The organism is Streptomyces sp. SD15, assembly GCF_054462255.1.
The window spans coordinates 1-14,709 of the sequence record NZ_JBTLMO010000096.1 but is presented as its reverse complement, the minus strand read 5'-3'; the positions used below and the strand labels follow the sequence as shown (position 1 = coordinate 14,709).

Annotated in this window: 12 protein-coding genes, 1 rRNA gene, 1 other RNA gene and 1 riboswitch; of the genes, 1 reads left to right on the top strand and 13 read right to left on the bottom strand. The window is 67.8% G+C overall.

The window, feature by feature from the left end; translation table 11 throughout:
- Positions 1-60: 60 nt before the first annotated feature.
- Together rnpB and gcvP are read right to left on the bottom strand one after the other, a co-directional pair.
- Positions 61-259, bottom strand: an RNA gene (rnpB, locus tag ACX28W_RS42705) — RNase P RNA component class A.
- 325 nt (positions 260-584) lie between these two features.
- Positions 585-3,479: an aminomethyl-transferring glycine dehydrogenase gene (gene gcvP / locus ACX28W_RS42700; RefSeq protein ID WP_459005488.1), complete on the bottom strand. Its 2,895-nt coding sequence runs from the start codon at positions 3,477-3,479 to the stop codon at positions 585-587.
- A gap of 181 nt (positions 3,480-3,660) precedes the next feature.
- A riboswitch (glycine riboswitch) is annotated at positions 3,661-3,756 on the bottom strand.
- Positions 3,757-3,870: 114 nt separating this feature from the next.
- On the opposite strand from gcvP, the gene ACX28W_RS42695 reads away from it, so the two are divergent.
- Complete coding sequence (locus ACX28W_RS42695) at positions 3,871-4,242, top strand: PRC-barrel domain-containing protein (protein WP_459005487.1); 372 nt, start codon at positions 3,871-3,873, stop codon at positions 4,240-4,242.
- Positions 4,243-4,359: 117 nt separating this feature from the next.
- Here ACX28W_RS42695 and ACX28W_RS42690 read toward each other — a convergent pair whose 3' ends face one another.
- The 11 genes from ACX28W_RS42690 to rrf all read right to left on the bottom strand — a co-directional run.
- Complete coding sequence (locus ACX28W_RS42690; protein WP_459005486.1) at positions 4,360-5,736, bottom strand: DNA polymerase IV; 1,377 nt, start codon at positions 5,734-5,736, stop codon at positions 4,360-4,362.
- Between the two features lie 95 nt (positions 5,737-5,831).
- On the bottom strand, positions 5,832-6,467 hold the full coding sequence (locus ACX28W_RS42685) for a MerR family transcriptional regulator (protein ID WP_459005485.1): 636 nt from the start codon (positions 6,465-6,467) through the stop codon (positions 5,832-5,834).
- 240 nt (positions 6,468-6,707) lie between these two features.
- Complete coding sequence (locus ACX28W_RS42680; protein ID WP_006123076.1) at positions 6,708-7,181, bottom strand: bifunctional nuclease family protein; 474 nt, start codon at positions 7,179-7,181, stop codon at positions 6,708-6,710.
- A gap of 86 nt (positions 7,182-7,267) precedes the next feature.
- Positions 7,268-8,011 carry a transcriptional regulator FtsR gene (ftsR, locus tag ACX28W_RS42675; RefSeq protein WP_459005484.1) on the bottom strand — a complete coding sequence of 248 codons (744 nt, stop codon included), beginning with the start codon at positions 8,009-8,011 and terminating at the stop codon, positions 7,268-7,270.
- A 43-nt stretch (positions 8,012-8,054) separates the two neighbouring features.
- Positions 8,055-9,026 carry an FHA domain-containing protein gene (locus ACX28W_RS42670; protein WP_459005483.1) on the bottom strand — a complete coding sequence of 324 codons (972 nt, stop codon included), beginning with the start codon at positions 9,024-9,026 and terminating at the stop codon, positions 8,055-8,057.
- Between the two features lie 61 nt (positions 9,027-9,087).
- Positions 9,088-9,930: a DUF881 domain-containing protein gene (locus ACX28W_RS42665; RefSeq protein WP_459005482.1), complete on the bottom strand. Its 843-nt coding sequence runs from the start codon at positions 9,928-9,930 to the stop codon at positions 9,088-9,090.
- Positions 9,931-9,935: 5 nt separating this feature from the next.
- Positions 9,936-10,268, bottom strand: a complete 333-nt coding sequence (locus ACX28W_RS42660) for a small basic family protein (protein ID WP_003988855.1) — start codon at positions 10,266-10,268, stop codon at positions 9,936-9,938.
- Positions 10,265-11,161 carry a DUF881 domain-containing protein gene (locus ACX28W_RS42655; protein ID WP_459005481.1) on the bottom strand — a complete coding sequence of 299 codons (897 nt, stop codon included), beginning with the start codon at positions 11,159-11,161 and terminating at the stop codon, positions 10,265-10,267. Before ACX28W_RS42655 ends, ACX28W_RS42660 begins: the two co-directional genes overlap by 4 nt.
- A gap of 98 nt (positions 11,162-11,259) precedes the next feature.
- Positions 11,260-13,755, bottom strand: coding sequence for a mannose-1-phosphate guanyltransferase (locus tag ACX28W_RS42650; RefSeq protein WP_362077916.1), 2,496 nt, complete (start codon positions 13,753-13,755; stop codon positions 11,260-11,262).
- Positions 13,756-13,871: 116 nt separating this feature from the next.
- Positions 13,872-14,480 carry a CDP-alcohol phosphatidyltransferase family protein gene (locus ACX28W_RS42645; protein WP_459005480.1) on the bottom strand — a complete coding sequence of 203 codons (609 nt, stop codon included), beginning with the start codon at positions 14,478-14,480 and terminating at the stop codon, positions 13,872-13,874.
- A 163-nt stretch (positions 14,481-14,643) separates the two neighbouring features.
- A 5S ribosomal RNA gene (gene rrf, locus ACX28W_RS42640) occupies positions 14,644-14,709 on the bottom strand; the annotation flags it as partial.

The window sequence follows — 14,709 nt, the reverse complement described above, 5'->3', positions numbered from 1 at the left end:
ACGCACCAGACCCCGCTCACCTGCGCCGACAAGGCACCGCCGCTTCCCTCCGACCTGATCCGCCGGACAGGCCCTAGCCGCCTGAGTCACCTCAGGCGCTGGTGGTCTCTTACACCACCTTTTCACCCTTACCCGGCACCGAAACGTCGGGCGGTCTGCTTTCTGTGGCACTGTCCCGCGGGTCACCCCGGGTGGCCGTTAGCCACCACCCTGCCCTGTGGAGTCCGGACGTTCTCGGGAAGCCACTGAGGGCTCCACGCGACCGTCCACTCGGCTCGTCTGCCGCACTCGTCATGCCAGCCGACCAGGCATGACCGCCTTACCTTCCAACAGCAGCCTTCGAGCAGTCTCGCGTCAGTTGCTGGTCCCCGAGCAGCCACACCAGCTCTATCGCGCTCCTTCGCGACCTCGATGCTCAGGTCACACCCGGCGAACGTCGTCCGTGCGGGGTCTCCATCAATCACGAGGCTCCCCGCTCCGGACAATCAGCGACATGTTTCAAGAAACCGTGACTCAACATGGAGACGATCAGGACCATACCCTCACGCACCCGGCTGACCTGCACAAACGAGGACACACGGCAATCAAGCGGTGTACCCTTCGTAGGCGTCCAACGGCGGGCAGGAACAGACCAGGTTCCGGTCGCCGTACGCCTGGTCGATGCGGCGCACCGGCGGCCAGTACTTGTCCGCGGCCGAGACGCCCGCCGGGAAGACGGCCTCCTCACGGGTGTACGCGTGCTCCCACGCCCCGCCGAGCGAGGCGGCGGTGTGCGGCGCGTTCCGCAGCGGGTTGTCGTCCGCGGCCCACTCGCCCGAGCCGACCTTCTCGATCTCCGTGCGGATGGCGATCATGGCCTCGCAGAACCGGTCCAGCTCGATCAGGTCCTCGGACTCGGTCGGCTCGATCATCAGCGTGCCCGCGACCGGGAAGGACATGGTCGGCGCGTGGAAGCCGTAGTCGATCAGGCGCTTGGCGATGTCGTCGACGCTCACGCCGGTCGCCTTGGTGAGCGGACGCAGGTCGATGATGCACTCGTGGGCGACGAGCCCGCCCGGACCGGTATAGAGCACCGGGTAGTGCGGCTCGAGGCGCTTGGCGATGTAGTTGGCGCTGAGGACCGCCACCTGCGTGGCGCGCTTGAGCCCCTCACCGCCCATGAGCCGGACGTACGCCCACGAGATGGGCAGGATGCCGGCGGAACCCCAGGGAGCGGCCGAGATCGGGCCGACACCGGTCTCCGGACCGGCCGCGGGCTGCAGCGGGTGGTTCGGCAGGTACGGCGCCAGGTGCGCGCGCACACCGACCGGGCCGACACCCGGACCGCCGCCGCCGTGCGGGATGCAGAACGTCTTGTGCAGATTGAGGTGCGAGACGTCACCGCCGAAGTGGCCCGGCTTGGCAAGCCCCACCAAGGCGTTGAGGTTGGCGCCGTCGACGTACACCTGACCGCCGGCCTCGTGCACCTGCGCACAGATATCGGCGACATGCTCCTCGAACACACCGTGTGTTGAGGGGTACGTGATCATCAGTACCGCCAGCTCGTCGCGGTACTGCTCGATCTTGGAGCGCAGGTCCTCGACGTCGACCTCGCCATCCTCGGCGGTCTTCACGACGACGACCTTCATACCGGCCATCACGGCGCTCGCGGCGTTGGTGCCGTGCGCGGAGGACGGGATCAGACAGACGGTGCGCTGCTCGTCGCCGTTGGCCCGGTGGTAGCCGCGTACGGCCAACAGCCCCGCAAGCTCGCCCTGCGAACCGGCGTTGGGCTGCAACGACACATTGTCGTACCCGGTGACCTCGGCGAGCCGCTCCTCGAGCTCACGGATGAGCGTGAGATAGCCCTGCGCCTGCTCGGCGGGCACGAAGGGGTGCAGCTGGCCGAACTCGGGCCAGGTGACCGGCTCCATCTCCGTCGTCGCGTTGAGCTTCATGGTGCAGGAGCCCAGCGGGATCATGCCGCGGTCCAGCGCGTAGTCGCGGTCGGAGAGCTTGCGCAGGTAACGCAGCATGGCGGTCTCGGAGCGGTACTGGTGGAACACCGGGTGCGTGAGGAACTCGTCGCTGCGCAGCAGCGCGGCGGGAAGCGTCTCCTGCGTGGTGAAGTCCAGCGCCTCGATGTCGCCGTCGACGCCGAACGCGGTCCAGACGGAGCCCAGTTGCTTACGGGCCGTGGTCTCGTCGCACGCGATCGACACCTGGTCGGCGTCGACGAGGTGGAGATTGACCCCCTGGTTGCGCGCGCCGGCCACGATCTGGGCGGCCCGGCCCGGCACCCGTACGGTCAGCGTGTCGAAGTAGGCGCCATGCACGACCTCGACGCCGCCCGCCCTCAGACCCTCGGCGAGGATCGTGGCGTAGCGGTGCGTACGACGGGCGATCGTCCGCAGTCCCTCGGGACCGTGGTAGACGGCGTACATGCCCGCCATCACCGCGAGCAGCACCTGTGCCGTACAGATGTTGCTGGTCGCCTTCTCGCGGCGGATGTGCTGCTCCCGCGTCTGCAGGGCGAGCCGGTACGCCTTGTGTCCATCGGCGTCGACGGAGACACCCACGAGTCGGCCGGGCAGGCTCCGCGCGAACTTCTCGCGCACCGCCATGTATCCGGCGTGCGGCCCGCCGAAGCCCATCGGCACACCGAAGCGCTGCGTCGTACCGATCGCGATGTCGGCGCCGAGCTCGCCGGGCGAGGTGAGCAGGGTCAGGGCGAGCAGATCGGCGGCGACGGTGACGACCGCGCCGAGCTCGTGCGCCCGCTCGATGACGGGCTTGAGGTCGCGTACGGCACCGGAGGCGCCCGGGTACTGGATCAACACGCCGTTGATCTCACGCTCCGCGATCTCGGCCGGGATGCCCTCGCTGAGGTCGGCGACGACGACCTCGACGCCGGTCGGCTCGGCGCGGGTCTCGATGACGGCGATGGTCTGCGGCAGGGCGTCCGCGTCGACCAGGAAGAGACCCTTCTTGTTCTTGCCCATGCGTCGGGACAGCGCCATCGCCTCGGCGGCCGCGGTGCCCTCGTCGAGCAGCGAGGCGCCGGAGGTCGGCAGCCCGGTCAGCTCGGCGACCACGGTCTGGAAGTTGAGCAGCGCCTCCAGACGGCCCTGCGAGATCTCCGGCTGGTACGGCGTGTACGCGGTGTACCAGGCCGGGTTCTCCATGACATTGCGCAGGATCACCGGCGGCGTGAATGTGCCGTAGTAACCGAGGCCGATCATCGAGTCGAGCACCTGGTTGCGGTCCGCGAGGGAGCGCAGCTCGGCCAGCACCTCGGCCTCGGTGCGCGCGCCCGGCAGCTCCAGCGCCTCGGCGTTCTTGATGACGTCCGGCACCGCGGCGGCCGTCAGCTCGTCGAGCGAGCCGTAGCCGACCTGCGCGAGCATCTTGGCCCGTGCCTCGGAGTCGGGCCCGATGTGGCGCTGCTCGAAGGGGATTCCCTGTTCGAGCTGGGAGAGCGGAATGCGATGGGCGGTCATTGCGGAGGCCTCCTGGTCTGACGCGACCTTCGAGGGGCACCACGGCGTGGGTGCCCCGACGGCCTCCCCCTCTGTCATCTCAACCTGAGAGCTTCACCGGCCCGTCCGCTCGCTGACGACCCGGCTTTCACCGTCGGTGAGAGCGGAAGCCGTCGACCTCCGCCCTGCTTTCCAGAGTGACCTCGTCCGTGCGGTACGTGGGCCTGAGAGATTCCGGGGAGGATTTGCTCCTTCGGCGCCTCCGATGGTGTCTGGAGGACTCTCCCGCACGGGGTCAGCAGCCGCTTGCCAGCCTACCAGCGAGGACAACGCACGGGCCTTCGAGTGGCCACCTTCCTGAATGTGCTCTTTTGTGGTGCTTACGGATGAGTTGCGACCAAGTGGAGGGCCCGTGCAGACCGACATCGATCCGCGCAACCTGATCGGCCGCAAGGCGCTCGACCGCAACGGCACCAAGATCGGCACCGTCGACGAGGTTTATCTCGACGACGCGACCGGCGTCCCGGAGTGGGCGGCCATACGCACAGGCCTGTTCAGCAGGGACGCCTTCGTGCCCCTGGAGCCCAGCGAGCTCGTCGAGGGCACCCTGCGTGTCCCCTTCGACCGCGCCTTGATCAAGGACGCCCCCGACTTCGGCGTCGGCCGCCACCTCTCCCCCGAACAGGAACTCCAGCTCTACCACCACTACGGCCTGGACGTGACCCCGCCGCCTCCGCCCCCGGACCACGACTTCGGTCATTTGGCGGGCACGGACGAGCCTTGACTTAACAGCTTGTGGGCCCCGCTGACGCGCTCCTTCAGGGGCGCGGGGCTCTGACGTCATGCGGCTCCGCCGCGTAGGCGCGCTCAACCACCGACAACCCACGGCGCCGAACCGACCTCACCCCCCACGGCGATCGCAAACCGCCGCCACCAACGGCAACGGATCCGCCAACTCCAACGCCGAATCATCCGTACGAAACGTCCGTACCCGCCCCGGCTCGGAGTACGGCGTCTCGAACCGCACAGTCACCCGCCCCAGCCCACTCCCCTGCACCCACCCGTGCCCATACTCGGCGTGCCGTACATCGTGCCCCGCCGGCCACCGCCGCTCGGCAGGCGGCACAGGCTCGCCGGCCGACTCCACCCCCACCTCCTCATCGGGATGTTCCTGCGCCGTCTCCAGCTCCCCCGCGGCGGCCTGCGCCCGGGCCTGGGCAAAGAGGTCCTCCTGCGTGTAGTCGGCGAGCCCGGACACCCCGACCCCCAGCAGTCGTACGCCTCCGGTCGTGTCCACAGCCTCCAGGAGCCGCGCGGCAGCCTCCCGTACGACCGTCGGGTCGTCCGTGGGCCCCCGCAGCGTCTCGGACCGAGTCAGCGTCGAAAAGTCGTACCGGCGCACCTTCAGGACGATGGTCCGCCCCGACAGCCCCGCCCCGCGCAGCCGCTGCACGCACCGGTCTGCAAGCCGCTGCACCTCCAGACCGACCCGCACGCGGTCGTGGATGTCCACGTCGTACGTGTCCTCCACCGACACCGACTTGGTCTCCCGCTCGGCCACGACGGGCCGCTCGTCGTGCGCCAGCGCCATCGCGTACAGCGCGTGCCCGTGAGCCTTCCCCAGCAGCCGTACGAGCTCGTCCTCGCCCGCCTCGGCGATCTCCTCGACCGTGGTGATCCCGGCCCGGCGAAGATGGTCCCCGGTCGCGGGCCCGACACCCGGCAGCGTCCGCACGGACATCGGACCCAGCAGCGCGCGCTCCGTCCCCGGCTCTATCACCACCAGTCCGTCGGGCTTGGCCTGCTCCGAGGCGATCTTGGCGAGCATCTTGGAAGCGGCGAGCCCCACCGATCCCGTCAGCCCCGTGACGGCCTGGATGTCCGCACGCAGCTTCGTCCCGGCCAACCGCGCCGAGGCCTCGTCCCAGGCCGCTCCCCCGGCCTCCAGATCCACGAACGCCTCATCCAGGCTGAGCGGCTCCACCAGCGGCGACAGCGCCCCCAGCAGCCGCATCACCTGCTCGCTGATCTCCCGGTAGATCCCGAAGCGCGGCACGAGATACGCGGCGTTCGGCGCCAGGCGCCGCGCCTGGGCCATAGGCATCGCCGAGTGCACTCCGAAGACCCGTGCCTCGTACGAGGCCGTGGCCACCACACCACGCGGTCCGAGACCACCCACGACCACCGCTTTCCCGCGCAGGCTCGGCTTGGATGCCTGCTCCGCCGAGGCGAAGAAGGCATCCATATCGAGATGCAGGATCGTGGGCGCGGTTCTCACATCTCCGATGCTGCCCTACGCCACTGACAATGCCCCGGCACGGCCCGCTCCCGCGTACGACACGGTCCCTTGTCGTGCCCGCCGTGGTCCGGGCCTCAGACGGCCCGATTGCGCCGTCGCGCCAGCTCGTCCGCCGGGTTGTGCCCGACGAGCGTCTCGCCCGTGTCCACACGCTCACCGTGCAACTGCGAAAGCGCGCTCTCGACGTCCCGCCACACCACGCCCACGGCGATCCCGAAGATGCCCTGACCGCCCTGGAGCAGGGCGTGGACCTCGTCGGGCGAGGAACACTCGTAGACGGTGGCGCCATCACTCATGAGCGTCATCCGCTCCAGGTCCCGGAAACCGCGCTCCCTGAGGTGCTGCACCGTGGTGCGAATGTTCTGGAGCGACACTCCCGTGTCGAGGAACCGCTTCACGATCTTCAGGACGACAACGTCCCGGAAGCTGTAAAGCCGCTGAGTCCCCGACCCGTGGGCAGGCCGCACGCTCGGTTCGACCAGACCGGTCCTGGCCCAGTAGTCCAGCTGTCGATAGGTGATGCCCGCGGCGGCGCACGCCGTGGGACCGCGGTAGCCGATCTCCTCGGCAGCCACCCCTCCCTCGCCCGGCACCGCTGTCGGCCGCTGCGGAACGTGATCGGCCGCGCTGCCGTAAAGCGGGTACGGGCCACTCTCCCCCAGACTGCGTCCGGGGGCACCCCCAGCCGTACCGTCGCCGCTGCTTCTCACGCCGACCTCCGTCCTTGACCTGCCTTCTCGACGGTAGGCAGTCACCAGGGGTGCGTCAACGATCGCCACACTCGGCACGCCGAGTGATAATCACCCTAGGAGTGGTTTCCCGTGCCCCACCGCGGGGAAAGGCTAGCCGAATGCTCTCGGAGTGGACCGCAGCGCGCCACACTGGCCGCGGGCAATTGCCACCCGGAGCCTCTGCCCCTCCAGGGCGTCACCGGCCGTTGGTCCGGGCTCTCACTGGCTGTTGGTACCGAAGTCCTCGGGCGAGATCTGGTCGAGGAACTCGCGGAACTTCTCCACCTCGTCCTCCTGCTCGTCCGGGATCGCGATGCCGGCGTCGTCGAGCACCCCGTCACTGCCGTAGATCGGCGTCCCGGTGCGCAGGGCCAGCGCTATGGCATCGGACGGCCGCGCACTGACCTCGACCCCGCTGGCGAACACCAGCTCCGCGTAGAAGACGCCCTCACGCAGGTCCGTGATGCGTACTTCGGTGAGCTCCTGGCCAACGGCCTCCAGCACGTCCTTGAACAGGTCGTGGGTCAGCGGTCGCGCGGGGGCCATGCCCTGCTGGGCGAAGGCGATCGCCGTCGCCTCCCCCGGTCCGATCCAGATGGGGAGGTAACGGTCGCCTCCCACTTCACGCAGAAGCACGATCGGTTGGTTGGAGGGCATTTCGACCCGGACACCTACGACATCGAGCTCGTTCACACAGCAACCCTAGGCCGTGCCCGGGATGTTTGGGTAGTCGGGCACAGAACGGGTGGGCGATCCGGACAGCCATCGGGCGCTCCCGGTCAGGGCAGCCGGACGCCCAGAGCGGTCTGCACCAGCGCGGCGTGCAGCTTCACCGTGAGCCCCGCCAGTTCCTTCGTACGGGCCTCTGCGTGCGCCCGGGTCTGCGGATTGCGGTGGCGCCTCAGCGGGGCCACCACCTGGTCCACGAGCCCCGCATCTCGCTCGGCCGCGGCCTTCATCGCACGCACATGGCGCGGCTCGATCCCGAACCGCCCCAGTTCCACGACCAGCGCGGCGACGGTCACCGCCTCGGCGTCAAACGCCCCGTCCGGCAGCGGGGCGACGATCCCGTACGACTCCCACTCCTGAAGCTCCTGCTCACCGATCTCGGCCGCGGCCAGCAGCTCTGCGCGGCCCACCCGGGCCACCGAGGGCGTCTCGGGCTCGTCCAGCAGCTCCCCGTCGCCCGCGTCGCGCTGGCGTCCCAGGGATGGCAGCCGGACCGCCTCGCCACGCGCCAGGGCGTCCAGGTGCTCACGGATCACCTTCAGCGGCAGATAGTGGTCCCGCTGCATTCTCAGTACCTGGCCGAGCCGCTCGACGTCCTCCGCGCTGAACTTGCGATACCCCGAGGGGGTTCGCTGCGGCTCGATGAGCCCCTCCGACTCCAGGAACCGGATCTTGGAGATCGTGACTTCGGGAAACTCGTCGCGCAGCACGTTCAGCACCGTGCCGATACTCATCAGCCCACTGTCCGCTGCGGCGGTACCGCTGCCGGTACCGCCGCTCGATGTTCGAAGCATGGACATTCCCTGAGGGTCCCCCCGGGCGGAGTCTGGGGGAGGGTCAGATACCCCGCTGGCTCGCGTAGAAGACCAGCCGGTACTTACCGATCTGCACCTCATCACCGTTCGACAACGGGACCGAGTCGATCCGCTCCCGGTTGACATACGTGCCGTTCAGGCTGCCCACGTCGGCGACCGTGAACGATCCGTCCGCGGCGCGGCGGAACTCCACGTGGCGGCGCGACACGGTCACGTCGTCCAGGAAGATGTCGCTCTGCGGATGACGCCCGGCCGTGGTCAGCTCGCTGTCCAGCAGGAAGCGGCTGCCCGAGTTCGGACCGCGGCGCACCACTAGGAGCGCCGAGCCGAGCGGCAGCGCATCCACGGCCGCCTGCGCCTCAGGCGAGAGCGTCGGCATCTGCGTCTGGCCGGTGACCTCGGCGTCATAGGCCTCGAGGCCCGAAATGGAGATCGTGGACGTCGTCTCGGAGGCGCGCTCCGGAACAGCCCCAGGGCGCAGCGGCGCACCGCAGTTGGAGCAGAACCGGCTGTTCTCCGCGTTGCGGTTCCCGCACCTCGTACACACCAGGGCCGACATGGACGGATCCTCCTGCCGCGGCTGCCCTCCAGGGGCATGGGACGCGTACGGATCGGAGGCGAACCCTCCACCCGCACTTGAGGGTGACGGATCCCCGAAACCTATGCGGCCGGACTGGGCAGGGTCAACAGACGGCGCGCCCTGACCACCGGAAATGTCACCGCCCGGACCACCGATCTGGTCCCGGAACAGCGGACGGTCGCCGCTCTGGCCCTCGTCTCCATGGCGCGGTGCACGGTGCCGGGCGGTGGCGTTGTCGCCGCCCTCTCGTGCGCTCTTGCCGAACAACTTCGCAAACAACTTCACGGGCGATTCCCCTTGACCGAAACAGACCCGCCCGTGGGGCAGGACGAACCCTGATTGAACACACCGGTCGACCCGGACATCCTCACAACGTCCGTATCCACCTGACAGTTTCCACCACGCACCACCCATTCGGTGCGCCGACCCCCCGCAACCTCATGCCCTCGCAGGATGGCCCCCATGCACCCCCGGCTCACTGGGAGGACGACCGAGCGTAGTCAGGCCGCTCCGCAGCTCGCAAGGCGTCCACAACGATCTTCGTCGCACGCTCGACCGTGACGGTGGCCTGCTCCTTCTCTAGAGTCTGCACCACGCCTCCAGGGATGTTGAGCGCCGGCTCGAGGTCCTGCGGCTTGCCGATGACCTTGAAACGATAGGGCTGGGTGATCTTGTTCCCGTCCACGCTCACGCCCTTGCCGGAGTCGGTCAGATAGGTGTTGGCGACGACCCGTACGCCGTTCACCTGGATCGCCTCGGCGCCGGCCGCGCGCAGCTCCTGGATCGCGTCAAGCAGCATGTCCGCCTTGACCGTCCCCTTCGTATCAGTGATCGCCAACGTGATGCCGGGTCCCTGCGCCGCCACCGTGCCCGCCAGAATGCCGAGTTGCTTCTCCTTCTCGACGGTCTGCTTGCGGGCCTCCTCGGCCTGGTCCGAGCTGTTCTCCAGCTCCGTGCGCTGATCTTCAAGACCCTGCTTCTCGTCTTCAAGACGCTGCGTACGGTTGTCGAGTTCATCGAGGATGCGTACGAGATCTTCTTGGCGCGCGCCGCGCAGGGCACTACCGCTGTCGCTGTTGGAGGCCACCTGGACGGCGAGGCCGAAGCCGAGCCCGAACAGCAGCAGCGCGACGATGAGTTGGGCGCGCGTCACCCGCGGCGGCCACAACCCCTTGACGAGCCGCTGCCGGCCGGTCAGCGACGACTCGGCCTTTTCCTCGTGCTGTTCCTGCCCGGAACTCCCGGGAGCCGCGGCGGGAACCTCATCGGGAAGTTCCCTGCGCAGCCGGTTCTCGAGTGTCTCGCCCTCGTTGCTCATCGGCCTCACGCCCGGAACACGTGCCGGCGGATCGCCGCGGCATTGGAGAAGATGCGGATGCCGAGGACAACCACGACGCCGGTGGAGAGCTGGGCACCCACGCCCAACTTGTCGCCCAGGAAGACGATCAGCGCGGCCACGACCACGTTCGACAGGAACGAGACTACGAAGACCTTGTCGTCGAAGATGCCGTCGAGCATGGCGCGCAAGCCTCCGAACACGGCGTCGAGCGCCGCCACGACGGCGATCGGAAGGTAAGGCTCGACAACCGCCGGAACCTCGGGCCGGACCAACAATCCAGCCACGACTCCCACGACGAGGCCCAGTACGGCGATCACGATGTGCCCTTCTCTGTGCTCGGCTGTGCTGTACGTACGATCACACTCGGTGCGGCGGACAACCGGACGTCGTCCTCGGCGGAAATACTGGTCCGGATGCCGTAGTTCTCCTGCAGGGCATGCAGATACAGGCCGTCGGCACTGTTCTGGAACCGGGTGCTGAGCCGTTCGCCGTCCCCCACCGCGAGCACCGTGTAGGGCGGCACCAGCGGCTTGTTGTCGACCAGTATCGCGTCACCCGCGGCCCTGATCGCCGACAGCGCCGTCAGGCGCTGTCCGTTGATCGAGACGGCCTCCGCACCGGACTCCCAGAGCCCGTTGACGACGCGCTGCATGTCACGGTCGCGAACGCGTCCGGTATCGGAGAACCCTGAGGTCTCCCGCGGATCACCGTCGCCGCCCGCACTGGCTTCCTTGGCGTCGTTCACGACAAGTTTCACACCGGGGCCGTGCACCGCGGTGGCACCCGACAGGATGCCCACCAGGTCGGCCTGGTCGCCGCCCCCCTGCTTCTTCAACGCCTCACGCTGCCGGGCGCTCACATCGGCGCGCAGCGTGTCGACAGTGCCCTCGAGCTTGTCGGCGGAGGCAGTCTCGCGCTCGATGCGGTCGATGAGCTCCTGCCGCTCCTTGGCGACGACAGGGGCCGCTATCCGTGCGTTCGCCGCCCCCACGGTCACGACCAGTGCCGCGAGTACGAGACCGGCGGCGAGCCCGAGCTTCGCCCGCACCGTTTTCGGCATGCCACCGGCGCCCTCGACCGTCTTGCGGGCGGCCGCCTCGGCGTACCCGTCGTCGAGGCTGTGATCCATGACGTTGGTGAGCAGCGACATGGAGGCGTCCGGGCGCGAGGGGCGCGGAGGTGTCCTCCGAACGGGGGGCTGCTGCGGCATGCCGCACATCGTCGCATGTCGTGGGCGCTACCTCCGAATGGCCCCACCGGCGTGCCGGACAGGCCCCCTTGGGGGCACTTGTCCGGCACCCGCGTGTGCTACCGCCCGGCGCTGTCCACGACGGCCGCCCACTCATCGAGCAGGGCTTCCGCGGACGCGTCGTCAGGACCTTCGGCCCACAGATGCGTCACCGCCTCGGCAGGGTCGGGCAGCACCATCACCCAACGCCCGTCGGCCTCCACGACCCGTACACCGTCGGTCGTGTCGACAAATCGGTCTCCGGCCGCCTCCACGACTCGGCGCATCACCAGTCCCTTGACGGCCCAGGGCGTGGCGAGATCGCGCTTCAGGACGTGCGCCCGGGGAATCCGTGCATCGATCTGACTGAGCGTGAGCTGCGTGCGCGCAACCAGCCCGATCAGTCGTACGAACGCCGCCGCGCCGTCGAAGACGCCGCTGAACTCCGGAATGATGAATCCGCCGCGCCCGTCACCGCCGAAGATCGTCGACTCGTCGCGCCCGACCCGCGTCAGATCGTCCGGCGAGGTGGTCGTCCACTCCACCTGCGTCCCGTGATACGCCGCCACCTGCTCGGCGATCCGCGTGGTGGTGACCGGCAGCGCCACCCGCCCGCTGCGCCGCTCCGCGGCCACCAGATCGAGCAGGACCAGCAGAGCCCGGTCGTCCTCGACGATCCGCCCCTTCTCGTCGACGAGCGAGAGGCGCTCACCCACCGGGTCGAAACGCACCCCGAAGGCGGCCCGCGCGGACGCGACGATCTCGCCGAGCCGCACCAGACCGGCCCGCCGCGTGTCCGCCGTTTCCGTCGGCCTGGACTCGTCGAGACCGGGATTGATGGTCAGCGAATCGACACCGAGCTTGCCCAACAGGCTGGGCAGCACCAGCCCTGCACTGCCGTTCGAGGCGTCCACGACGACCTTCAGCCCGGATTCGGCAATCCCGGTGGTGTCGACATTCCTCAGCAGCGACCCCGTGTACGAGTCGAAGACGCTGGCCGGGAAGTGCAGATCCCCGATCTCACCCGGGAACGCGCGCCGGTACTCCTGTCGCGCGAACACCCGGTCCAGCTTCCGCTGACCCCCTTGCGACAGATCCGCGCCCTGCCCGTCGAAGAACATGATGTCGACAGAATCCGGCACTCCGGGCGTCGTCCGAATCATGATCCCACCCGCACTGCCCCTGGCGGTCTGCTGCCTGGCCACCGGCAGCGGTACGTTCTCCAGGTCGCGTACCTCGATGGCGCTGGCCTGCAGCGCCGAGATGACCGCTCGCTTCAGCGCGCGAGCTCCTCGGGAGTGGTCGCGGGCCGTGGTGACGGTGGAGCCCTTCTTGAGTGTCGTCGCGTACGCCCCCGCGAGGCGCACGGCGAGCTCCGGGGTGATCTCCACGTTCAGGATCCCCGTAACACCACGCGCGCCGAAAAGATGCGCCTGACCGCGCGACTCCCAGATCACCGAGGTGTTGACGAAAGCGCCGGCCTCGATGGTCTTGAACGGGTAGACGCGTACGTTCCCCTGGATGATCGATTCTTCGCCAACGAGGCATTCATCGCCGATGACGGCGCCGTCCTCGATCCGCGCCGCCCGCATGATGTCGGTGTTCTTACCGACGACGCAGCCGCGCAGATTGCTGTGCTGGCCGATGTACACGTTGTCGTGCACGACCGCTCTGTGCAGGAAAGCCCCGCTCTTGACCACGACATTGGAGCCGACGACGGTGTGCTCACGGATTTCGGCATTCGCCTCGACCTTGGCGTAGTCGCCGATGTAAAGCGGTCCGCGCAGTACGGCGTCAGGGTGCACTTCGGCACCCTCGGCGACCCATACGCCAGGGGAGATCTCGAAGCCGTCGATCTCGACGTCGACCTTGCGTTCCAGGACGTCGGCCTGCGCCTTCACATAGCTCTCGTGGGTACCGACGTCTTCCCAGTAGCCCTCGGCGATATAGCCATAGATGGGCTTGCCTTCCTTCATCAACTGGGGGAAGACATCACCGGACCAGTCGACGGAGACATCGGCCTCGACATAGTCGAAGACCTCGGGCTCCATGACATAGATGCCCGTGTTCACTGTGTCCGAGAAGACCTGACCCCAGGTCGGCTTCTCCAGGAAGCGCTCGACCTTGCCCTCTTCGTCCACGATGGTGATGCCGAATTCGAGGGGATTCGGTACGCGCGTCAGGCAGACGGTGACGAGCCCGCCCTTTTCCTTGTGGAAATTGATGAGGTCGGTGAGATCGAAGTCGGTCAGAGCATCACCGGAGATGACGAGGAAGGTGTCGTCCTTCAGCGCATCCTCGGCGTTCTTGACACTCCCGGCAGTACCGAGTGGCTTCTCCTCGTTGGCATAGGTGAGCTCCATACCGAGCTCCTCGCCATCACCGAAGTAGTTCTTGACCAGTGACGCCAAGAACTGGACAGTAACGACGGTCTCGTTGAGCCCATGCCTTTTGAGCAGCCGTAGCACGTGCTCCATGATCGGGCGGTTGACCACGGGCAGGAGCGGCTTGGGCATGCTTGAGGTCATGGGACGAAGGCGCGTGCCTTCGCCTCCGGCCATCACGACGGCCTTCATGTCGGAAGTGTCCTCCTTGAAGAGACGACGGTCTAGCCGACTTCACCCGTCCAAATTGTCCCGCAGTTTTCGAGCGCGGGCCATCGGGGCACTTCAGCCGCCCAATCGGGCCGAGCTCAATCGGCCATGGCGTCCGCCCGGACAAGCCGGCGGACCTGCACCACGTACAGGACTCCTGCCCACCAATAGAGGGTTGTACCCCATCCGGCGAACGCCCATCCGAAAATCGCAGCCAGCGACGCCAACCATCCACTTCCGTCACTGAGTAGCAGCAGCGGGAAGGCGTACATCAGGTTGAAGGTCGCCGCCTTGCCAAGGAAGTTCACCTGGGGCGGCGGATAGCCGTGGCGCCTGAGGATGCCCACCATCACCAGCAGAACCAGCTCACGCGCCAGAAGTGCAGCGGTCAACCAAAGCGGCAGAATCTCCCGCCAGGTTAGGCCCACGAGAGTCGACAGAATGTAGAGCCGGTCGGCCGCGGGATCGAGCAGTCGGCCCAGGCTACTGATCTGGTTCCATCGCCGCGCGAGCTTCCCGTCCAGATAGTCACTGATGCCGCTCAGCATGAGCACGAGCAGCGCCCAGCCGTCGCTCTTGGGACCGCCGAACTCCGGCCTGAGGATCAGCCACAGGAAGACGGGTACGCCTACGAGGCGCGCCATGCTGAGGATGTTCGGGATGGTGAGGACCCGGTCCGTCTGGACGCGGGTCTCCTGGACCTCCACCCGGGGGCCTCCTGTGGGAAACGAGCGAATGATGCCCCCTGACCTTACCCGCAGCCTTCACCTTGCAGCGCGGAGGGGTGGAGGCGCTATCGGAAAACAAACCAGGAAAACAAAAAGCTCCGACTCTCGGGCAATAAGCCCAAGAGCCGGAGCTCTACAATTAGTTCGGCGGCGTCCTACTCTCCCACAGGGTCCCCCCTGCAGTACCATCGGCGCTGTGAGGCTTAGC